General features: G+C 65.8%; 23 protein-coding genes. 17 read left to right on the plus strand and 6 right to left on the minus strand.

From position 1 onward, the window contains the following. The first annotated feature begins 9 nt into the window (after nucleotides 1–9). The 8 genes from ispG to rbfA all read left to right on the plus strand — a co-directional run bounded on the left by ispG (nucleotide 10) and on the right by rbfA (nucleotide 8,735). The gene (gene ispG / locus CXY77_RS09455; RefSeq protein ID WP_199181906.1) at nucleotides 10–1,164 is read left to right on the plus strand and encodes a flavodoxin-dependent (E)-4-hydroxy-3-methylbut-2-enyl-diphosphate synthase; all 1,155 of its coding nucleotides are present in this window, start codon (nucleotides 10–12) and stop codon (nucleotides 1,162–1,164) included. Between the two features lie 83 nt (nucleotides 1,165–1,247). Continuing rightward, a complete protein-coding gene (locus tag CXY77_RS09460) occupies nucleotides 1,248–1,568 on the plus strand; it encodes a winged helix-turn-helix domain-containing protein (RefSeq protein ID WP_104129990.1) in 321 nt (106 codons plus the stop codon). Continuing rightward, the gene (locus CXY77_RS09465) at nucleotides 1,565–1,801 is read left to right on the plus strand and encodes a hypothetical protein (protein ID WP_104088773.1); all 237 of its coding nucleotides are present in this window, start codon (nucleotides 1,565–1,567) and stop codon (nucleotides 1,799–1,801) included. Before CXY77_RS09460 ends, CXY77_RS09465 begins: the two co-directional genes overlap by 4 nt. A gap of 47 nt (nucleotides 1,802–1,848) precedes the next feature. After that, entirely contained in the window at nucleotides 1,849–3,612 is a 1,764-nt protein-coding gene (locus CXY77_RS09470; RefSeq protein ID WP_104129991.1) for a proline--tRNA ligase, read from the plus strand. A 195-nt stretch (nucleotides 3,613–3,807) separates the two neighbouring features. Further along, nucleotides 3,808–4,845, plus strand: coding sequence for a transcription termination factor NusA (nusA, locus tag CXY77_RS09475; protein ID WP_104129992.1), 1,038 nt, complete (start codon nucleotides 3,808–3,810; stop codon nucleotides 4,843–4,845). Between the two features lie 8 nt (nucleotides 4,846–4,853). Next, nucleotides 4,854–5,111 carry a YlxR family protein gene (locus tag CXY77_RS09480; protein WP_092340923.1) on the plus strand — a complete coding sequence of 86 codons (258 nt, stop codon included), beginning with the start codon at nucleotides 4,854–4,856 and terminating at the stop codon, nucleotides 5,109–5,111. Between the two features lie 76 nt (nucleotides 5,112–5,187). Then, a complete protein-coding gene (infB, locus tag CXY77_RS09485) occupies nucleotides 5,188–8,031 on the plus strand; it encodes a translation initiation factor IF-2 (RefSeq protein WP_092340925.1) in 2,844 nt (947 codons plus the stop codon). A 221-nt stretch (nucleotides 8,032–8,252) separates the two neighbouring features. Next, on the plus strand, nucleotides 8,253–8,735 hold the full coding sequence (gene rbfA / locus CXY77_RS09490; RefSeq protein ID WP_104088776.1) for a 30S ribosome-binding factor RbfA: 483 nt from the start codon (nucleotides 8,253–8,255) through the stop codon (nucleotides 8,733–8,735). 122 nt (nucleotides 8,736–8,857) lie between these two features. Here rbfA and CXY77_RS09495 read toward each other — a convergent pair whose 3' ends face one another. The 3 genes from CXY77_RS09495 to CXY77_RS09505 are packed head-to-tail and all read right to left on the minus strand — an operon-like array spanning nucleotide 8,858 to nucleotide 11,116. Then, the gene (locus tag CXY77_RS09495; RefSeq protein ID WP_104088778.1) at nucleotides 8,858–9,376 is read right to left on the minus strand and encodes a dihydrofolate reductase; all 519 of its coding nucleotides are present in this window, start codon (nucleotides 9,374–9,376) and stop codon (nucleotides 8,858–8,860) included. Next, the gene (locus CXY77_RS09500) at nucleotides 9,373–10,194 is read right to left on the minus strand and encodes a thymidylate synthase (RefSeq protein WP_092340928.1); all 822 of its coding nucleotides are present in this window, start codon (nucleotides 10,192–10,194) and stop codon (nucleotides 9,373–9,375) included. The genes CXY77_RS09495 and CXY77_RS09500 overlap by 4 nt, the downstream gene beginning before the upstream one ends. Nucleotides 10,195–10,216: 22 nt before the next feature. Further along, nucleotides 10,217–11,116, minus strand: coding sequence for an A/G-specific adenine glycosylase (locus CXY77_RS09505; RefSeq protein ID WP_092340929.1), 900 nt, complete (start codon nucleotides 11,114–11,116; stop codon nucleotides 10,217–10,219). A 23-nt stretch (nucleotides 11,117–11,139) separates the two neighbouring features. Here CXY77_RS09505 and CXY77_RS09510 point away from each other — a divergent pair, with 23 nt between their 5' ends. Then, complete coding sequence (locus tag CXY77_RS09510) at nucleotides 11,140–11,742, plus strand: hypothetical protein (RefSeq protein ID WP_092340930.1); 603 nt, start codon at nucleotides 11,140–11,142, stop codon at nucleotides 11,740–11,742. Here the strand turns inward: CXY77_RS09510 and CXY77_RS09515 are convergent. Further along, the gene (locus CXY77_RS09515; RefSeq protein WP_092340931.1) at nucleotides 11,739–12,731 is read right to left on the minus strand and encodes a ketopantoate reductase family protein; all 993 of its coding nucleotides are present in this window, start codon (nucleotides 12,729–12,731) and stop codon (nucleotides 11,739–11,741) included. The two genes, CXY77_RS09510 and CXY77_RS09515, sit on opposite strands and share 4 nt — an antisense overlap. Before the next feature lie 69 nt (nucleotides 12,732–12,800). On the opposite strand from CXY77_RS09515, the gene truB reads away from it, so the two are divergent. Genes truB through CXY77_RS09535 form a run of 4 tightly spaced genes read left to right on the plus strand, consistent with a single transcriptional unit; the run spans nucleotide 12,801 to nucleotide 15,520 of the window. After that, nucleotides 12,801–13,715: a tRNA pseudouridine(55) synthase TruB gene (gene truB / locus CXY77_RS09520; protein WP_092340933.1), complete on the plus strand. Its 915-nt coding sequence runs from the start codon at nucleotides 12,801–12,803 to the stop codon at nucleotides 13,713–13,715. Next, nucleotides 13,712–14,080 carry a hypothetical protein gene (locus CXY77_RS09525; RefSeq protein ID WP_092340934.1) on the plus strand — a complete coding sequence of 123 codons (369 nt, stop codon included), beginning with the start codon at nucleotides 13,712–13,714 and terminating at the stop codon, nucleotides 14,078–14,080. Before truB ends, CXY77_RS09525 begins: the two co-directional genes overlap by 4 nt. A 58-nt stretch (nucleotides 14,081–14,138) precedes the next feature. Then, nucleotides 14,139–14,576 carry a hypothetical protein gene (locus CXY77_RS09530; RefSeq protein ID WP_092340935.1) on the plus strand — a complete coding sequence of 146 codons (438 nt, stop codon included), beginning with the start codon at nucleotides 14,139–14,141 and terminating at the stop codon, nucleotides 14,574–14,576. Beyond that, a complete protein-coding gene (locus CXY77_RS09535; RefSeq protein ID WP_092340936.1) occupies nucleotides 14,573–15,520 on the plus strand; it encodes a bifunctional riboflavin kinase/FAD synthetase in 948 nt (315 codons plus the stop codon). Before CXY77_RS09530 ends, CXY77_RS09535 begins: the two co-directional genes overlap by 4 nt. Here CXY77_RS09535 and CXY77_RS09540 read toward each other — a convergent pair. Beyond that, complete coding sequence (locus CXY77_RS09540) at nucleotides 15,517–15,747, minus strand: hypothetical protein (RefSeq protein ID WP_134343594.1); 231 nt, start codon at nucleotides 15,745–15,747, stop codon at nucleotides 15,517–15,519. The genes CXY77_RS09535 and CXY77_RS09540 overlap by 4 nt on opposite strands. Nucleotides 15,748–15,867: 120 nt before the next feature. Here CXY77_RS09540 and CXY77_RS09545 point away from each other — a divergent pair, with 120 nt between their 5' ends. Then, nucleotides 15,868–16,521 (plus strand): ScbR family autoregulator-binding transcription factor, encoded by a 654-nt coding sequence (locus CXY77_RS09545; RefSeq protein ID WP_104088783.1) that lies wholly within the window; start codon nucleotides 15,868–15,870, stop codon nucleotides 16,519–16,521. Nucleotides 16,522–16,530: 9 nt separating this feature from the next. Further along, nucleotides 16,531–17,754 (plus strand): MFS transporter, encoded by a 1,224-nt coding sequence (locus CXY77_RS09550; protein ID WP_092340941.1) that lies wholly within the window; start codon nucleotides 16,531–16,533, stop codon nucleotides 17,752–17,754. 6 nt (nucleotides 17,755–17,760) lie between these two features. On the opposite strand, the gene CXY77_RS09555 is transcribed toward CXY77_RS09550, so the two are convergent. Continuing rightward, a complete protein-coding gene (locus CXY77_RS09555) occupies nucleotides 17,761–18,705 on the minus strand; it encodes an ROK family protein (protein ID WP_104088785.1) in 945 nt (314 codons plus the stop codon). Nucleotides 18,706–18,820: 115 nt separating this feature from the next. On the opposite strand from CXY77_RS09555, the gene CXY77_RS09560 reads away from it, so the two are divergent. Both CXY77_RS09560 and deoC read left to right on the plus strand, forming a co-directional pair. Then, nucleotides 18,821–19,777, plus strand: a complete 957-nt coding sequence (locus CXY77_RS09560) for a sugar-binding transcriptional regulator (protein ID WP_092340944.1) — start codon at nucleotides 18,821–18,823, stop codon at nucleotides 19,775–19,777. Continuing rightward, the gene (deoC, locus tag CXY77_RS09565) at nucleotides 19,774–20,787 is read left to right on the plus strand and encodes a deoxyribose-phosphate aldolase (protein WP_104129993.1); all 1,014 of its coding nucleotides are present in this window, start codon (nucleotides 19,774–19,776) and stop codon (nucleotides 20,785–20,787) included. Before CXY77_RS09560 ends, deoC begins: the two co-directional genes overlap by 4 nt. Nucleotides 20,788–20,791 lie beyond the last annotated feature (4 nt).

The following is a 20,791-nucleotide window of genomic DNA, read 5'->3' on the forward strand; positions in this document are numbered from 1 at the left end:
GCTAGGTACGTGGCTGCAATCAACTTGGGGATGCCCAAAGTACCTGAGGTACTCGCTCCCAGACGTAAATCCCGTCAAATCAAGGTCGGAAAGGTCCTGGTCGGTGGCAATGCTCAAGTGAGCGTGCAATCGATGACGACCACTCCGACAACGAACATCAACGCGACGCTGCAGCAGATCGCCGAGCTCACGGCGACCGGCTGCGACATCGTGCGTGTTGCCGTGCCGACTCGCGATGACGCCGAGGCGCTGCCGATCATCGCGAAGAAGAGCCAGATTCCGGTGATCGCGGACATCCACTTTCAGCCGAACTACGTCTTCGCCGCGATCGACGCCGGCTGCGCCGCCGTGCGGGTCAACCCCGGCAACATCCGCAAATTCGACGACCAGATCGGCAAGATCGCTGCGGCCGCCAAGGCCGCCGGTGTCAGCCTGCGCATCGGCGTCAACGCCGGCTCGCTCGAGCCGAGTCTCATGCAGAAATACGGCAAGGCCACCCCGGAGGCGCTCGTGGAGAGCGCCGTTTGGGAGGCGAGCCTGTTCGAGGAGCACGACTTTCACGACTTCAAGATCTCGGTCAAGCACAACGACCCGGTGATCATGGTCAAGGCCTACCGCCTGCTCGCCGAACGCGGCGACTGGCCGTTGCACCTCGGCGTGACTGAGGCCGGTCCCAGCTTTCAGGGCACGATCAAGAGCGCAACGGCGTTCGGCATCTTGCTCGGCGAAGGCATCGGCGACACCATCCGCGTCTCGCTCAGCGCTCCGCCGGTCGAGGAGATCAAGGTGGGATTGCAGATTCTGCAGTCGCTCAACCTGCGCGAGCGCAAGCTGGAGATCGTCTCCTGCCCGAGCTGTGGCCGGGCACAGGTCGACGTCTACAAGCTCGCCAATGATGTCACCGACGGGCTCGAGGGAATGACCGTGCCGCTCCGCGTCGCCGTCATGGGCTGCGTCGTCAACGGACCGGGTGAGGCTCGCGAAGCCGACCTCGGTGTCGCGAGCGGCAACGGCAGGGGCCAGATCTTCGTGCGCGGCGAGGTTATCAAGACCGTGCCAGAGTCCGAGATCGTGAAGACCCTCATCGAAGAGGCCAACCGGCTCGCCGCCGAGATGCCCGCTGCCGCGCTCGGCAGCCCCACGGTCTCCGTCGGCGCGAAGTAACTCTCCTGATCCGCGAAAGCGGATGATTGCTTGCTTTTCTTTCGGGTGTCAGAATATAGTTGCACCTGTCAGGAGGTGTTGCAATGAATGTTGAACAGCTCAGTGCCACCCTTGCTGCGGTCGCTAGTCCGCAACGGATGCTCATTCTCGCCGAGTTGCAGGGCGGTCGCGTGCACGTCAGTGAGCTGGCACGACGCGTCGGGATGTCGCGTGCTCTGCTCTACATGCACCTCGCAAAGCTGGATGCGAGCGGGTTCGTCACGACGTCGCTGGAACTCTCCCCGGAGGGGACCGCTCTCAAGTACGTCGCCTTGGCACCGTTCTCACTCCGCATCACCATCGACACCATCACCGACGCCGTGGCACACGCCGCGGCGTCCAACCAGCAGGGGGAAACACCATGAACTTCGACTTCGCCTACCTCGTTCCCATCGTTGCGATCATCGGCGGAATCACCTACGCGATCTTCAACCTGTACTTCAAGTCGCGTCGGCAGGCAGCCGGTTCCGAGGGTTCAACCGCCCTGACTCACGCGCTGGCGGAGAGCAACGCGACCAACGCCGCCCTGCTCGAAAAACTGACTTCTTTGGATACGCGACTGGTCGCCATCGAGCGCACCCTGAGCGAGGTCGGCTGAACCAGGCCGTGGGGGAGCGGATCGCGGCGCGCGCGTAAGGTAGACGGGTGCCTACACGTCTCTCCAACTACTTCCTCCGTACTCTCCGCGAAGACCCCTCCGACGCCGAGGTGACCAGCCACCGCCTCCTCGTGCGGGCCGGCTACATCCGTCGCCAGGCCCCGGGTATTTTCGCCTGGCTGCCACTCGGCCTGCGGGTGAAGGCAAAAGTGGAGCGCATCATCCGTGAGGAGATGACCGCGGCCGGCGCGCACGAGGTGCACTTTCCGGCCCTGCTGCCGCGTGAGCCCTACGAGTTGACCGGCCGCTGGGACGAGTACGGCGAGGGCCTGTTCCGCCTGAAGGACCGCAAGGGCTCCGACATGCTGCTCGCGCCGACCCACGAAGAGGTCTTCGCGCTGCTCGTGAAAGACCTGTACAGCAGCTACAAGGACCTGCCGCTGTCGATCTACCAGATTCAGGACAAGTACCGCGACGAGGCACGCTCACGCGGCGGACTGCTGCGCGGCCGCGAATTCACCATGAAAGACGCGTACTCCTTCGACTACACCGACACCGGCCTCGACCTGAGCTACCAGCTGCAGCGCGACGCCTACGAGCGCATCTTCAACCGGTTCGGCCTCGAATACGAGATCGTCCAAGCGGATGCCGGCGCCATGGGTGGCTCCAAGAGCGAAGAGTTTTTGCACCCCACCCCCGTCGGCGAGGACACCTTCGTGCGCAGCCCCGGCGGCTACGCGGCCAACATCGAGGCGTTTCGCACGCTCGTTCCGAAAGACAAAGACTTCAGCGCGCTGCCCGCCGCGCAGATCTTCGACACCCCGAACACCCCGACCATCCAGACCCTGGTCGACAAGGCCAACGCCGAGCACCCGCGCCTCGACGGTCGCGAGTGGACCGCAGCCGACACCCTCAAGAACGTCGTGCTCGCGCTCACGCACCTCGACGGCACCCGGGAACTCATCGCGATCGGCGTTCCCGGCGACCGCGAGGTCGACCTCAAGCGCGTCGAGGTCGCCTTCGCCCCCGCCGAGGTCGAGGCGGCCAACGAGGGCGACTTCGCCCAGAACCCCGGCCTGGTCAAGGGGTACATCGGCCCGTGGGGCGCCCAGGGCGCCGTTCTTGGTATCAAATCGACCACCGGAATCCGTTTTCTGGTCGACCCGCGCGTGGTTGCGGGCACCGAGTGGATCACCGGTGCCAACGAAGACAATGGGCACGTGTTCGGCCTCGTCGCCGGCCGTGACTTCGCCATCGACGATGTGGTCGAGGCCTCTGACGTGCGCGCCGGCGACCCCGCCCCCGACGGAAGCGGCCCGGTCGAGCTCATTCGCGGTATGGAAATCGGTCACGTGTTCCAGCTCGGCCGCAAGTATGCCGAAGTGCTCGGCCTCAAGGTTCTCGATGAGAACGGCAAGCTGGTCACAGTCACGATGGGTTCATACGGCATCGGCGTCACCCGCATCCTCGCGGTCATCGCCGAACTCAACAACGACGCGAAGGGCCTGATCTGGCCCGAATCGGTCACGCCATTCGACGTGCACGTGATCGCCACCGGCCGGGACGAGATCGTCTTCGACACCTCGGAGGCCGTCGTCGCCGCCATCGAAGCCACCGGCCGGGAGGTGCTCTACGACGACCGCCGCAAGGTGTCGCCGGGTGTCAAGTTCGGTGACGCCGAGCTCATCGGCGTGCCGTGGATCGTCATCGTCGGCCGCGGCGCCGCCGACGGCATCGTCGAACTGTGGAACCGCCGCACCGGCGATCGCGAGCAGGTCGACGTCGCTGACGTCGCCAAGCACTTCGTCTAACGAGTCAGTATCGAGAACGGATGCTGCCTGGCCCAGCCGGCAGCATCCGTTCTGCAGCGAACCCAGCAGGACCGGACCAGCCCGGGCGAGTGGGTGACGGGGCGCCGCAGATTCGGGTACCGTAGTATTCAGCCCGCTGCGCGGTTTCGCGGCGGCAAGATCATGCGACTAGATCGTACGTAGAGGAGGCCGGCCATGGACATCGACCTCAGTGTTTTGCGGCTACTGGAGCGCGAAAAAGAGATTCCCTTCGAGGAACTCGTGCAAATCATTGAACAGGCGATTCTGACCGCCTATGTCAAGCACATCCAGCAGGACGTGTCGAAGCTTGAGGCGTCGAAGATTGCTGAAGCCAAGCACGATATCCAGGAAGTGCCCGAAGCGCGCGTCGTTCTCGACCGCAAGTCCGGGCACGTGGATATCTACATTCCCGAGCATGACGACGAGGGCAACGTCATCGGCGAAGCCGTCGACAACCCGACCGACTTCGGTCGTATTGCGGCCTTCGCCGCCAAGCAGGTCATCAACCAGCGTCTGCGCGACCTGGCCGACGATGCAGTGCTCGGCGAGTTCAAAGGCCGCGAGGGCGACATCGTCGCCGGTATCATCCAGCAGGGTCCGAACCCGCGCATGATCCACGTCGACCTCGGTACCATCGAAGCGATCATGCCCCCCGAGGAGCAGGTCCCCACCGAGAGCTACGTGCACGGAGCGCGCATCCGCGTGTTCGTCACGGCCGTCGGTCGCGGGCTCAAGGGCCCGCAGATCACCGTGTCGCGCACCCACCCGTCGCTCGTGCGCAAGCTGTTCGCACTCGAGGTGCCCGAGATTGCCAGCGGAGTCGTCGAGATCGTGTCACTCGCCCGCGAAGCCGGCCACCGCACCAAGATTGCGGTGCGCGCGACCGAGCCGGGCGTCAACGCCAAGGGCGCCTGCATCGGCGAACTCGGCCAGCGTGTGCGCGCCGTGACCGTCGAACTCAACAACGAGAAGATAGACATCGTCGATTTCTCGCCCGACCTCGCGACCTTCGTCGCGAGCGCACTGTCTCCGGCCAAGGTGACCAGCGCCTATGTGATCGACCAGTCGATCAAGGCAGTGCGAGCCCTCGTGCCCGACTACCAGCTCTCGCTCGCCATCGGCAAGGAGGGCCAGAATGCCCGCCTCGCGGCAAAGCTCACCGGCGCGAAAATCGACATTCAGCCGGACAGCATTCTGGAGGATGCCGAATAGGGGGTACGATGGACTCCGTAAGAACGTGTATTGGCTGCCGTTCGCGCGCCCCTCGATCCTCACTTTTGCGGATCGTTGCTGGGAAATCAGAAGTTGTGGTGGATGAAACCGCCACAATCCCCGGTAGAGGTGCGTGGCTGCACGCCCGTGAATCGTGCTTTCAGGATGCCGTAAGGCGACACGCTTTCGGGCGTGCCTTTCGCGTGACCAGGTCACTGGACGCGAAACAACTAGAGAACAGGCTGAATTGGCTTATGGATAACTAATGAGCGGCTCGAAATGAGACCCGTCCGTTACTAACGGTCTGCCCCTTTCCGGGTGCAGGCCCGGAACAGGAGAATTGTGGCTGCGAAACCACGCGTGCACGAGATCGCTACCGAACTCGGACTCGAAAGCAAGGATGTCCTTGCTAAATTGAAAGAAATGGGCGAGTTCGTCAAAGGGCCGTCTTCCAGTGTTGAACCGCCCGTAGCGCGTCGCCTCCGCGTCGCTCTTGAAGCCGTCAGCGCCGCCGCCAAGGCTGCAACGCCCGCGCCCGCTGCCAGTACCCCAACTCCGGCTCGTCCGAGCCACGGCGCCAAGCCGGGAGCTCGTCCGGGCCCGAAGCCCGCTGCCGAACCGGTCGCCCCGGTTGCGTCCGAGGCCGCTCCCGCAGTGGATGCCGCGCCCCTTCCGGTCGCGCCGCTCACCGTCGCCGAGCGCCAGACCCAGGCCGCCGAGAAGGCTGCCGCTGCCCAGAAGGCTGCTGCCGCCGACAAGGCCGCCGCCGCTGAGGCCGCCGACAAGCCCAGCACCGATACCCCGGAAGCGAAGACCGCGGCAGGATCGGCTACGCCGGTCAAGCCGGGTATGCCTCGCCCCGGAGCTGCACGACCGGGCAATAACCCGTTCGCCAGCAACCAGGGCATGGGTCAGCGTCCGGCCCAGCCGCCGCGTCCGGGTAACAACCCGTTCGCGAGTGCGCAGGGCATGGGCCAGCGCCCCGCAACACCCACCCCGAGCAACATTCCGCGCCCTCCGGCGCCTCGCCCAGGCGCCCCGCGCCCTGGCGGACCCGGCCAGGCTGCACGCCCGACCGGTTTCGGACAGCGTCCGGGCGCTTTCCAGCGTCCAGGCGGCGCTCCGGGTGGAGCCGGCGCCGCACGCCCCGGATTCACTCGTCCCGGCGCTCCCGCCGGAGCTCCCGGCTTCGGCCCGCCTCGCCCCGCCGGTGGAGGAGGCGGAGCCGGTCGCGGTCGCGGCCCGGGCGGTGGCACCGCTGGTGCCTTCGGTCGCGGTGGCGGCAAGAACAAGGCGCGCAAGTCGAAGCGTACGAAGAGAGCAGAGTTCGAGCTGCGCGAGGCCCCGTCGCTGGGTGGAGTATCCGTACCCCGCGGCGACGGCGGAACCGTTGTGCGTCTGCGTCGCGGAGCATCCATTACGGACTTCGCCGACAAGATTGACGCCAGCCCCGGAAACCTCGTTACCGTACTGTTCCACCTCGGTGAAATGGCCACGGCAACGGAGTCCCTCGATGAGGCCACGTTCGACGTGCTCGGCAGCGAGCTCGGCTACAAGATCCAGATGGTCTCGCCCGATGACGAAGACCGTGAGCTGCTGCTCGCGTTCGACATCGACATCGACCAGGAACTCGAAGACGAAACCGATGAAGACCTCGAGATTCGTCCTCCCGTCGTGACCGTCATGGGCCACGTCGACCACGGTAAGACCGCGCTCCTTGACGCGATCCGTAACGCCAAGGTCGCCGAGGGTGAAGCCGGTGGAATCACGCAGCACATCGGTGCGTACCAGATCATCACCGAGCACGAGGGTATCGACCGCGCGCTGACCTTCATTGACACACCGGGTCACGAGGCGTTCACCGCCATGCGTGCTCGTGGTGCGCAGGTCACCGACATCGCCATCCTCGTGGTCGCTGCCGATGACGGCATCATGCCGCAGACGATTGAGGCGCTCAACCACGCCCAGGCCGCCAACGTGCCGATCGTCGTCGCAGTGAACAAGATCGACAAGCCCGGCGCCAACCCGCAGAAGGTGCGTCAGCAGCTCACCGAATTCGGCCTCGTCGCCGAAGAATACGGCGGAGACGTCATGTTCGTCGACGTGTCGGCCAAGAACAAGACCGGCATCAAGGAAATCCTTGACGCCGTGCTCCTGGTCGCTGACGCCGGACTCGACATGCGCTCCAACCCGAACAAGGATGCCCGCGGTGTCGCCATCGAGGCTCGCCTCGACAAGGGCCGCGGCGCGGTGGCAACCGTGCTCATCCAGTCCGGAACGCTGCACGTTGGAGACTCCATCGTCGCCGGAACGGCCTATGGCCGCGTTCGTGCGATGGCCGACGAAAACGGTGTTGCCGTTCTCGCCGCCACGCCGTCCCGCGCGGTTCAGGTGCAGGGTTTGTCGAGCGTTCCCCGCGCCGGCGACACCTTTCTCGTCATCGAGGAAGACCGTACAGCCCGTCAGATCGCTGAGAAGCGTGAAGCCGCCGAGCGCAACGCGCTGCTGGCCAAGGCCCGCAAGCGCATCAGCCTCGAAGACTTCACCCGTGCTCTCGAAGAGGGCAAGGTCGAGTCGCTCAACCTCATCATCAAGGGTGACGTTTCCGGTGCCGTTGAGGCCCTGGAAGAGTCGCTGCTCAAGATCGAGGTCGACGATTCGGTTCAGCTGCGCATCATCCACCGTGGTGTCGGTGCGGTCACGGAGAGCGACGTCAACCTCGCTACCGTCGACAACGCCATCATCATCGGGTTCAACGTTCGCCCCGACACGAAGGCCCGCGAGCGTGCTGCCCGCGAAGGCGTCGACGTGCGCTTCTACTCCGTCATCTACTCCGCCCTCGAGGACATCGAGAATTCCCTCAAGGGAATGCTCAAGCCCGAGTACGAGGAGATCCAGAGCGGTATCGCCGAAATTCGCGAGGTTTTCAGCTCGTCGAAGTTCGGAAACGTCGCCGGTGTCATCGTGCGCTCCGGTACCATCACCCGAAATGCCAAGGCTCGCGTTATTCGCGAGGGCATAGTGGTGGGGGACAACCTGGGCATCGAGTCGCTGCGTCGCTTCAAGGACGACGTCACCGAGGTTCGTACGGACTTCGAGTGTGGTATCGGACTGGGCAAGTTCAACGACATCCGAATTGGCGATGAGATTGAGACCATCGAAATGAAGGAGAAGCCGCGCGTCTAGCGTTGGTTTGGGGGGTCGGGCTTCTCACGGAGCCCGACTTCCGCATTGGGTCGGGTCTCCGCAAATTTCCCCTTGAAAAGGAAAGAGCGGGGACCCCTACCCCGATTCCCTTTTCAAGGGAAAATTTGCCCCGACCCTCAGTTGGGTAGGCAGCATCCGTTTAATACGGTGAAAAAACGGAAGTACCTGGCGCTTCGGTGCCGGCTAACAAGGAGTAAGTCATGGCAGATCCGGAACGCGCCAGAAAGATGGCGGACCGCATTAAGGTCATCATCGCCAAGCGGCTGGAGCGGGGACTTCGCGACCCGAGGCTCGGGTTCGTGACCATCACAGACGTGAAGGTCACGGGCGATCTGCAGCACGCATCGGTGTTCTACACCGTGTACGGCTCGATCGAGGAGCGTACCGACAGCGCAGCGGCGTTGAAGGCTGCGACCGGGCTGATGCGCAGCGAAGTGGGAAAGAACATCACCGCGCGGCTGACACCGTCGATCGAGTTCATCGCGGATGGTATCCCGGAGAACGCGGCGCTCATCGACGATCTGTTGCGCGAAGCGCACGACCGCGACAGTGCGACCGAGGACAGCAAGGGCACGGCCACGTACGCCGGCGACGCCGACCCGTACAAGAAGCCACGCGAGTACGACCTCGACGACGACTCTGATGACGATGAGTCTGACGCCGCGAGCACCGCGAAGCACTAGCACCACCAGCACACTGAACGGGGCCCAGGCCCCGTCCCCGGGCCCAGTTTATAAACTGGGCCCTCGGACGGGGCCTGGGCCCCGTCCGAGTTGAGGGGTGCACTCCCGGCGGCTGCGGCGGGCTAGGACGTCGGGGCCGGGACGGGTGCGGGGGTGCGCTCGTAACGCGCGAAACGGTACGGGAGTGCCGTGGTCGAGCTTAGCCATCCGCTTGGCGGGTTTGCGGTCACGCGGGTCCAGGCGGCCGTGATGGCGGGGGCGTAGGTGTCGCCGGCAATGGAGGCATCGATCTCGGTCACCTCGAGCACGTCGGCGTAGGGCAGAGCGAGCCCATAGATTTCAGCGCCGCCGATCACCCACAGGTCACCCTCGGTGAGGGCGAGAGCGTCTTCCAGGGTGTGGGCAACGGATGCCCCCGCCGCGGCCCAGCCGCGCTGCCTGGTGATCACCACGTTCTTTCGGCCCGGAAGGGGGCGGAATCGTTCGGGGAGGGAATCCCAGGTGCGCCGGCCCATGATGACGGCGCTGCCACTCGTGACGGCACGAAAATGGGCGAGGTCCTCCGGCAGGTGCCAGGGCATGACCCCATCCGCCCCGATGACGCCGCCGAGCGTCTGCGCCCAGATCAGGCCAAGGGTCATACCGCCACCGCGCCGCGGATGGCGGGATGGTGCTGGTAGTTCTCCAGCACGAGGTCGTCGTACTCGTAGTCGAACAGGCTCGCGCGGCCCGGCTTGATGCGCAGCGTGGGGGAGGGGAACGCAGCGCGCGAGAGCTGCTCCGTGACCTGCTCGACGTGGTTGTCGTAGATGTGGCAGTCCCCGCCGGTCCAGACGAATTCACCGAGTTCGAGGCCGGCCTGCTCGGCGACGAGCTGGGTGAGCAGGGCGTAACTGGCAATGTTGAACGGCACGCCGAGAAACAGATCGGCGCTGCGCTGATACAGCTGGCAGGACAGCTTGCCGTCGGCCACGTAGAACTGGAACAGGGCATGGCAGGGGGCGAGGGCCATTTTCGGCAGGTCGGCCACGTTCCAGGCCGAGACGATCATGCGCCGTGAATCCGGATCGGTGTGCAGGGTGTCGAGCACCTGGCTGATCTGGTCGATGGTCTCACCGCCCGGGGTGGGCCAGGACCGCCACTGTACCCCGTAGACCGGGCCGAGCTCGCCGTTCTCGTCGGCCCACTCGTTCCAGATGCGCACACCCTTCTCCTGCAGCCAGGTGACGTTGGAGTCGCCGCGCAGAAACCAGAGCAGCTCGTAGGCGATCGACGCGAAGTGCACCCGTTTCGTAGTCACAAGCGGAAAGCCTGCGGCCAGGTCGAAGCGCAGCTGACGGCCGAACACGCTGCGGGTGCCGGTTCCGGTGCGGTCGGCCTTGCGGGCACCGTTCGCGAGGGTGTCGCGCAGTAGCGCTGAGTACTGGGCATCGGCGGTTGAAGAAGTAGTAACGGTCACCGGTCAATCGTAAGCGATGCGCTCACACCGGCAGGGTGTAGCCGCCCTGCGCCCGCATGGCCAGGCCGTCGGCCAGGAGGCTGGCCAGCGCGCGCCGCAACTGGACTGAATCCGGCCAGAGTGTGTCGAGCTCGGCATCCGTCACCGAACGGTGGGTGGACCGCAGTTCGGCCATGATCAGGCCGCGCACCTGCCTGTCGCTGCCCTCGAACTTCTTCTGCCCGGCCTTGCGGGTGCCGGTGTATTCCGGGTAGTCAGCGGCCCGCCACGCGCACACATTCCGAATCGGGCATACATCGCAGTGTGGGCTGCGGCTGGTGCACACCACCGCACCGAGTTCCATGATCGCGGCGTTGAACAGGGCCGCCTCCTGGGCACTCTGCGGCAGCAACTTGCCCATCGACTCGAGGTCGCGGCCTCGGCTGGGCGGGGAGGGTTCGCCGGCGCCGGCAATCGCCCGGGCGATCACCCGCCGCGTGTTGGTATCCACGACCGGATGCCGATAGCCATACGCAAACGTCGCCACCGCCCGCGCGGTGTAATCCCCAATGCCGGTCAGGGCCAGCAGATCGTCAAGGTCGGACGGTACGACGCCCCCGTGCAGCTCGGTGATCTGCACCGCCGCGGCGTGCAGCCACAGCGCGCGCCTCGGGTAGCCGAGGCTGGACCAGGCCCGTACCGCCTCGCTCGGCGGAACCGCGGCCAGAGAAGCGGGTGTGGGCCAGCGTGCCAGCCACTCTTCCAGCCGGGGAATGACCCGGTTCACCGGCGTCTGCTGCAGCATGAACTCGCTCACCAGAATGCCCCAGGCCCCGAAGCCGTCGCGGCGCCACGGCAGGTCGCGGGCGTTCTCGGTGAACCAGGCGTTGAGCGTGGCGCTGACAGAGGCCGCATTGGTCTGCGGAGAGGGTGTGACGTTCATCCGTTCTAACCTAGGCTCGATTCATGAAGCTGGTTTCCACACCGCGCATCGACTTTCTGCGCACCCTCGCCGCCGAGATTCTGCACAACTACGGTCGAGGCCGCACGATCATCGCCATCGACGGAACGGATGCCGCCGCTCGCGCCACTTTCGCCGACGACCTCGCCGCGGTCTTTCGTGAACAGGAGCGGCACGTGTTTCGGGCCAGCCTGCGCTACTTTCAGCACTCCCGCGCCGAACAAGAGCGCCTGGCACCCGACACACCAGACCGGCTCTACCGAGTCGGCTACGATTACTCCGCACTCCGCCGGGTACTGGTTGAACCGTTTCGGATGGGCGGCAGTACCGGCTTCGTCACCGAGGAATTCGACCCCGACCGCGACGCCTGGATTCAGCCGACCTGGCAGACCGCGCCCGCCGATGCCACGCTGATCATCGACGGCGACTACATCAACCGCCCCGAACTGCACGGGCTCTGGCTGTTCAGCGTGCTGCTGGAGGGCGAACGGGGCAGCGAGCCCCAAACGCGCTACCTCGCTGAGGTGCACCCACGCGATATCGTGTCGGCCGTGGTCGACGAGACCAACCCGCAGGCCCCGCGCCGCGTGCTGACCGACCGCTGCTAGCGAAACCGGCCCCGAACTTCGGCCGGCGTAAGAAAGACACCGCTCTGCTCGACCTCGTGCACCAGCTCGGTGAGTCGCGCGTTCACCGGCGCCGTGGTGCGGGCCCCCGCCGCGGCCCGCACCACGGCGCCGTTCAGAAAATCAATCTCGGTGCGCTGACCGCGCGCGAGACTCTGCAGGGTCGAACCCTGGTTTGGCACAGTGCCCATGCGGGTGCGCATCGAGAGTGGCAGCACCTGCCCGGCCCAGACCGGCGCGAGGGCAAAGAGACGCAGGCGCCACTGCGAAAGCCCCTGCAACGAGCCAAACCGCACTCCGCTGGCTCGGCCGACCCGCACGGTTTCGCGCATGCTCCAGGTCATGAGCTGGCGAAGGCCGGCCTGACCGATCACGTCCTGCACGCTCATCCCGGTGATGGCCGGCAGGGCGTTGAGCATGTTGACAACGAGCTTGGTCCACTGCGCACCAACGAAATTATCCAGGGCCAGGGTGGGCACGGCGGCGTCCAGCAGCGCTTGCCAGCGCAAGGTGGCCGCATCCGCTCTGCCATCGCCGCGGCCGAGATAGCTCTGGGCGGCCGTGGTTACCCGCACCCGGCCCGGCCCCTCATAGTGCGCGGCAATGATCGTGATCAGCCCAAAGCAGTCCGACCGCGGCAGCAGCCTGCGCGCTGTCATGACCCCGTCGAGCCCATTCTGCACGACGATCACCGGCGTGCCGTCGAGCACGGCGGAGTTCTCGGCAATTGCCGCCGCGGCATCCTGCGCCTTGGTACAGATCAGCGCCAGATCGCACGGTTCCGTCAGCCGTTCAACCGCGAGCGGCCGCGCGAGCCGATCGCCGAAGCCCCCGGTCAAGCGGATGCCCTCGGACAGCAGAGCCGGCAGCGCCGCCCCGCGGGCAGTGACCACCAGATCATGCCCTTCGGCCGCGAGCAGGCAGGCGAACGTACTCCCCAGGGCGCCAGCACCGATCACCGAGATTCTCACGGCTCATATACTACGGCTCATTAGCCGATTCGCACCGCGGCCCCAGTCGCACGCTGGTACCCTCAGGAAGTGACCAGCGGCCTTCTACTCATTGACAAGGCGCAGGGCTGGACCAGCCATGACGCTGTCGCCCGAACCCGGCGTCTGGCCGGAACCCGCAAGGTCGGCCACGCCGGCACCCTCGACCCCATGGCTACCGGGCTGCTCGTACTCGGCATCAACAGCTCGACCCGGCTGCTCAGCTACGTCGTCGGCCTCGACAAGGAATACCTTGCCACCATCCGCCTCGGCCAGTCCACCACAACGGACGACGCGGAGGGCGACTGCCTCACCCGCGCCACCGCCGAGCAGGTCGCCGGTATCACCCCCGCGGCCGTCGCTGCCGGCATAAAGGACCTCACGGGCGACATCAGCCAGCAGCCGAGCGCGGTCAGCGCCATCAAGGTCGACGGTAAGCGTGCCTACGCCCGGGTGCGTGCCGGTGAAGACGTGCAGCTGCCGTCCCGGCCGGTGACGGTGAGCGAATTCGAACTGCTCTCCAGCACCCGCCGCGACGGATTTCTTGACCTCGAGGTGCGCGTAGAGTGCGCATCCGGCACCTACATTCGAGCCCTCGCCCGCGACCTCGGGCGCTCGCTCGGCGTCGGTGGGCACCTCACCGCGCTGCGCCGCACCCGGATCGGCCCGTTCCGCATCGAGAAAGCGGCGACCCTCGAACAAGTCGACGTCGCCGCCCAACTCATTTCGCCAGCGGATGCCGCCACCCGGCTGCTCCCGAGCCTCACGCTGACCCGCGAGCAGGCCGTCGACCTTGGCCATGGCAAACGCATCACGGTCGAGCCGGATGCCACCCGCACCGGACCGGTCGCTGCCATCGCTCCCGACGGCCGCCTGGTCGGACTGGTCGAATACCGCGGCGACCAGGCCAAGTCTCTGCTGAACTTTCCACCCGATGAACCGAGCGAATCGACACCCACCCCATGATCGAATGGTTCACCTGGCTGCAACTGGCCATCGCCGTGCCCGGCGGCGTGCTCTGTGTCGTCCTGGGCCTGTTCGGGCGCAAACCCACCGACCTCACCATGGGCGCGACAGCACTCGTCGAACTCTTGCTGATCGTGCAGCTCGCGGCCGCGATCGCGGCGCCGCTGGCCGGCAACACGGCCACCGGCAGCCTGCTCGAGTTCTACACCTACCTAATCAGCGCCATCCTGCTGCCGGTCGCGGCCGGATTCTGGGCACTGGTCGAACGCAGCCGCTGGAGCACGGTGATCCTCGGCGTCACCTGCCTGTCGGTCGCCGTCATGCTGTACCGCATGAACCAGATCTGGAACGTGCAGGGCAGCTAAGCGGTTCCAGGTTCGCTCCGATGCTGCAATAATTACAGAACCAGATGAATGCCGAGCAATGACACAATCAGACACCGGAACGCCAGCCCCCTCCAGCCGAGTGAGCGGCATCGGTCGACTCTTGATTGCTGTCTACGGCGTGCTGGCCCTCGCGGCCACCGGGCGTTCGTTCGTGCAGATCGTGCGGGCTTACGATGAAGCGCCGCTCGCCTACACACTGTCGGCTCTCGCTGCCGTCGTCTACATTGTGGCCACGATCGCCCTGATCAAACGCAGCGCCCTCTGGTATCGCATCGCCTGGACCACGATCAGCTTCGAACTGCTCGGAGTTCTCGTCGTGGGAACGCTGAGCCTGGTCGACCCGGCGCTGTTCCAGCATGCCACCGTGTGGTCGGTCTACGGCAGCGGCTATGTCTTCATTCCGCTGGTACTCCCGCTACTGGGCATGTGGTGGCTTCGACGTCACCCGGTCGCGTTGGCCGAGGGACGCTCATGAAAATCCTCTATGGTGTCGACTCGGTGCCGATCGACTGGCCCAAGTCGGCCGTGAGCATCGGCAAGTTCGATGGTGTGCACGCCGGGCATCGCGCGGTCATCGCCGAACTCAAGACCATCGCGGCCCGGGAACAACTCGCGACCGTCGTCGTCACGTTCGACCGGCATCCGCTCGCCCTGCTTTCGCCGGCCACCTGCCCGAGCGCGCTGGTCAGCGCCGAACAGAAACTCAACCTGATCGCCGAGACCGGCGTTGATGCCACGCTGCTGCTCGAATTCAACCAGGCACTCTCCAGCCTGCCTCCGCGTGACTTCATCGAGCGCATCCTGGTCACCGCGCTGCATGCCCGGTTTGTGCTGGTCGGTCGCGACTTTCGGTTCGGGGCGAAGGGCGCGGGCGACGTGGCCCTGCTCCGTGAGCTCGGCACCGAGTTCGGCTACGAAGTGCGCCTGATCGACGACCTGAAGCCCGACGGCGCCCGAAGGGTGTCGTCGACCTGGATCCGCGAGCTGCTCGGCAGCGGCGAGGTCACCGAAGCCGGCGAACTGCTCGGCCACCTGCCCACCGTTCGCGGCGTCGTCGTGCACGGTGCCGCCAGGGGCCGCGAGCTCGGTTTTCCCACCGCCAACCTGTCAGCCGATTCCGACGGCCTGATTCCCGCCGACGGCGTGTACGCCGGCTGGCTGAGCGATGCGGGATCCCGCTACCCGGCAGCCATCTCGGTGGGCAACAACCCCACCTTCGACGGCGTGGCCCCGAAGCAGGTCGAAGCGTACGTGCTCGACGAAGTGGATCTTGACCTCTATGACCACGTCGTCGACGTATCGTTCGTGGAGCGGATTCGCGGCATGGTTGCCTATTCGGGCATCGACCCGTTAATCGAGCAAATCCGCGATGACGTCGCGCGGGTTCGGGCAATTCTGAGCCGCACGAACGCGCGTTAGTCCAGCCGCAGCCGGTTGCCGACGGCGAACCAGGCCGTCGCGCCGAACAACGGGGCGAGCAGGACCGCCAGTACCCAGTTGGTACGAACGCTGGGGCGCAGGTGCGCGGCCCGCCCGATCTGAATCATGGCCACGAGCGACAGCGTGAGCACGATCACGCCGGCACACACCGCCACAATGATGCCCACCCAGCCGTTATCGCCCACATCCCCCATGTCAGAAACCATACCAAATAGTATTTTTATTGTACAGTCACAAACAGAGAATGGTGGAGGCCTCCGGGGTCATCGCGTGGGGGCTACTTCGCCCCGGTACGCTGGGATCACGAGTAATTTCCTGGGGGTTTTATGTCACAACAAGCACGAGCAATAGAAACGCGCGCAGCGATAATTCGCGGTGCCGCGGAAGCTTTCGAGCAACGCGGATACGGGAGCACGTCCCTCGCGCAGGTGAGTGCTGCCGCCGGGGTAACCAAGGGGGCCCTGTACTTTCACTTCGATTCCAAGGAAGCCCTCGCGGTGGCCATTATCGATGCCCAGCACGAGAAATCGGTCGGTGCCGGCCGAGCGCTGCTCGACGATAACGTGCCGGGCCTGCGCGCCCTCGTCTCCATGTCCTACGAGCTGGCTCGCCAGTTGCGCGATGACCTCATCGTCAGCGCCGGGGTGCGCCTGACCATTGAGGCCGTCAATTTTTCCACGCCGGTGTCGGCTCCCTATCTCGACTGGATGGTCGCCTGTGAGGAATTTTTGCGCCGGGGGATCGCCGACGGGGATGTGGCGCCAACGGTCGATGTGCCGGCTGCAGCACGCTTTTTCACCGCCGGTTTCACCGGCGTGCAGGTCGTCTCGGACGTTCTGACCAGGCGCGGCGACATCGACCAGCGACTGACCGAGATGTGGTCGCTGATGCTGCCCGGTCTCGTAGCCCCCGAACGCTGGGACGACTTGAAGAATCTGGCCGTCGAGGTGCAGCGGGAACGCAGCCGACCGCAGCCCTAGACTGACCGAGTGAATACCGCCTCCTCCCGCCGACTGTGGCCGGGGCGCGGCCTCGCCCTGCTAGGCATCATTTTCGTGGCGGCCAACCTGCGCAACGCTGTCGCAGCGCTCTCGCCGATCGTGACCGAGATCAACGTCGATATCCCCCTGAGCACGGTGTCAATCGGGGTGCTCGGCATGCTCCCACCGGTCTGCTTCGCGCTGTTCGGCATCTTCACCCCCATGATCACCCGCCGCCACGGACTCGAAGCGCCACTCGTGCTCGCCCTCATCGCGATTCTTCTCGGTCACCTCACTCGAGGCTTGTCCGGCTCGATCACCATGCTCATTATCGGCAGTGTCATCGCCTTCGCCGGACTCGGCATCGGCAACGTGCTCCTGCCGCCACTGGTCAAGAAGTACTTTCCGGACCGCGTCGGGCTCATGACGAGCGTCTACGTCACCGTGGTGTCCTTGAGCGCCCTCGTGCCGCCCCTGATCGCCGTTCCGGTAGCGGATGCCGCCGGCTGGCGGGTCTCGCTCGGCATATGGATGCTGCTGGCCCTGCTGGCTCTGGTGCCGTGGATCACCATGCTCCTGCGGCATCGCATCACGCAAACCCCCGGCCCGGTCGTCGACGAGGCCGACGCTGCCATTCTCGGTCGCCTCTGGAAATCATCGATCGCGTGGGCGATCGCCGGGGTGTTTGCGGCCTCGTCGCTCAATGCTTACGCCATGTTCGCCTGGCTGCCGCAATTGCTCGTCGATACTGCGGGGGTCAGTCCGGCCCAGGCTGGAACCCTCCTCGCGGTCTATGCCGGCATGGGAATACCGTGCGCGCTGATCATTCCGGTGCTCACCGCCCGCATGGCCAACGTCGGGCCGCTTGTCTATATCGGAGTGTTCCTGTTCGTGGCCGGTGATCTCGGTCTACTGTTCGCGCCGGAGACCCTGACCTGGCTCTGGGTCAGCTTTGCGGGCCTGGGGCCGTTGTTCTTTCCGCTCGCGCTCGTGCTGATCAACCTGCGCACCCGCACCCATGCTGGCGCTGTGGCTCTCAGCGGCTTTGTGCAGAGCGTCGGCTACACACTGGGAGCCCTGGGGCCGCTGGTTTTCGGTCTATTGCACGAGCTCAGCGGCGGCTGGACCTGGCCGCTCGGCTTTCTGCTCGCCACCGCTCTGGCGATCATCATCGCGGGTACCGTGATCGGTCGTCCGCACATGCTCGAGGACGATCTGGAACGCTCACGCTGACGGACCTCAGGGCACCAGTTCGGCTCGGTGGATCAGTGCCGCAGCACCGATCAGCGGGCCGTCGCCCGACAGCGCTGACGGAACCACTCGCACCCGGGTGGCATAGGCGAACTGCACCCGCCGTTTGATCGCCTCGCGGGCGAACTCGAGCAGGTCGGGGGTGACGTTGGAGAAGCCGCCGCCGATGGCCACGAGGTCAAGGTCGAGCAGAGTTGCTGCGGACGCGAGGGCCTGACCGAGCGCCCCGCCGCTGCGTGCAACGGCGGCGACCGCGATCGGATCGGCGGCCGCGTAGGCTGCCGCGAGGTCTTCGCCCGACTCGCCGGTGAAGCCCTGGCTGCGTGCCCAGGCGACGGTCTTCGGCCCCGAGGCGATGGCCTCGATGCAGCCCACTCCACCGCAGGCGCAGGGGTCGCCAAAACCGCCGACCTCGATGTGGCCGATATGCCCGGCGTTTCCGGTCGGCCCCGACGCGGTCACCCCGCCGAGGATCAGGCCGCCGCCGATGCCGGTCGACACGATCATGCCCATCAGGTTGTCGACGCCCTGGCCGGCGCCGACCCAGTGCTCGGCGAGGGTGATGCAGAGCCCGTCCATGCGCAGGCGCACCGGCAGGCCGGGAACGAGGCCGACCACCAGCTCCTTGAGCGGATACTCGCGCCAGACCGGCAGGTTCAACGGTGACACCGCCCCCTGCGCCAGCTGGATCGGCCCGGCACAGCCGATACCGACCCCGACCAACGGATATTCCGGCGGCAGGCTCGCCAGGGTTTGCAGCACCACGCCACTGACAGCGGATGCCAGTTCGTCGCTCGTCGCGCGCGCCCCGGTCGGTGCGCGGTGTCGGCTGGTACCGAGCACGACTCCGAGGTCATTTACGAGGGCAGCTTCGACCTTGGTGCCTCCCACATCGACGGCGAGAACGTACGTGGAGGCTTCAATGGCGGGCATGCACTCATCGTAGAAGATCGCGCATCTGCTCAGATGAGCAACAATCCCTACGGCTGTTGATTCGTGCCGCGGACCGTCGTAGGCTGGGTTCAAACGATTGGACCGCGATCTTTCCATGAGCGACACCGACGAACTCCTGTCCATCCGCGCCGCCGAGCTTTACTACGAAGAGAATCAGACCCAGGACGAGATCGGCGTGATTCTCCGCCTGACTCGGTGGAAGGTCGGCCGCTTGCTGGCCAGTGCCAAGGCCAACGGTTTCATCCGCATCGAGATCGTGCATCCGCGCGCCCGCCGGCTGCCGATCGAACGCCGCCTCCGCGAATCGACCGGCCTCACCGACGCCATCGTGGTCTCCTCCGCCGGCGTATCGAGTGACGCCGAACTGCAGTCCCGCACCGCGCAGGCCGCCGCCGACTACCTCACCAGCCTCCGCCCGATTCCGCGCACCCTTGGCATCAGTTGGGGTCGAACCCTGCACGATGTCTCCCTGCACCTCAAACAGGGGTGGGCTCCGGGGGTGAACGTGGTGCAGATCAACGGCGGCGTCAGCCTGAACCAGCGCACCGGCACCGCGGCATCCACTGCCGTCACCATCGCCCACAAGGCCGACGGTTCGGCCACTCTGCTGCCGAGCCCCGCCATCTTCGAACGCCTCGAAACCAAGCAGGCGATGGAAGCCGACCGCACCGTCGCAGGGGTGCTCGCCCTGGCCCGCAACGCGCAGGCCTACGTTTTCAGCGCCGGGCAGGCGGATGCGAATTCCGCCCTCGTCGACAGCGGCTACCTCACCGTGGAGCAGATCGACGACCTCGTCTCCCGCGGCGCGGTCGGCGATGTCGTCGGCCGGTACATCGATGCCAACGGCCGCATCGTCGACCCCGAACTCAACGAACGCACGGTCGGCATCCAGATCGACCAGTTGCGCCGCGCCCCGCTCACCATCGCCGTCATCTCCGGAAACAACAAGCACGCCATCGCTCGCGCCGTCGTGCGTAACGGCCTGTGCACCGTGCTGGTGACCGACGAAGACACCGCGAACGCTCTGCTCCAGGAAAAGGACACCCCATGACTCACACCCCCCTGGCTACCTACCAGCCGGAACAGCGTGCCCTCGCGCTGATCGGCGGGGAGGCCACCGACGCCAACCTGCGCCGGTACCTGCACGGAATCCCCGGAATCGACGCCGTCGGCCTCGAAGCTCGCGCCGCCGACCTCGGCACCCGCTCGATCAAAACCAGCTCCAAACGCTGGGCGATCGACACCATCATCGGCCTGATCGACCTCACCACCCTCGAGGGCGCTGACACCCCCGGCAAGGTGCGCTCGCTCGTCGCCAAGGCGCTTGTGCCAGACCCGAGCGACCCCGGTACCCCCCGTGTCGCCGCGGTCTGCGTCTACGGCGACATGGTCGGTACCGCCGTCAACGCGCTCGGCTCCGCCCATGCCGCCGGCGGCACGGAGGGAGTCAACGTGGCCGCCGTCGCCACCGCTTTTCCGAGCGGCCGCGCCTCCCTGTCGATCAAGCTCGCCGACGTGCGCGACTCGGTCGCGGCCGGCGCCGACGAAATCGACATGGTCATCGACCGTGGTGCTTTTCTGGCCGGCCGGTTCGGCCAGGTCTACGACGAGATCGTCGCCGTGAAAGACGCCTGCCGTCGGGTCGACGGTTCGATGGCTCACCTCAAGGTGATTCTCGAGACCGGCGAACTGAACACCTACGACAACGTGCGCCGCGCCTCTTGGCTGGCCATTCTGGCCGGCGGTGACTTCATCAAGACCTCCACCGGCAAGGTGGCCCCGGCCGCGACGCTGCCCGTGACGCTGTCGATGCTCGAGGTCGTGCGCGACTGGTACCGCCTCACCGGGGTGCAGATCGGCGTGAAACCGGCCGGCGGCATCCGTACGTCGAAGGACGCCATCAAATACCTCGTGACGGTCGCCGAAACCGTGGGAGAGGACTGGCTCACGCCGCACCTGTTTCGCTTCGGGGCTTCCAGCCTGCTCAACGACGTGCTGCTGCAGCGCCAAAAGATGACGACCGGGCACTACTCCGGCCCCGACTACGTGACGATCGATTAGGGAA

The organism is Cryobacterium sp. N21 (genome assembly GCF_002929575.1).
In the GTDB taxonomy this organism is placed as follows: domain Bacteria; phylum Actinomycetota; class Actinomycetes; order Actinomycetales; family Microbacteriaceae; genus Cryobacterium; species Cryobacterium flavum.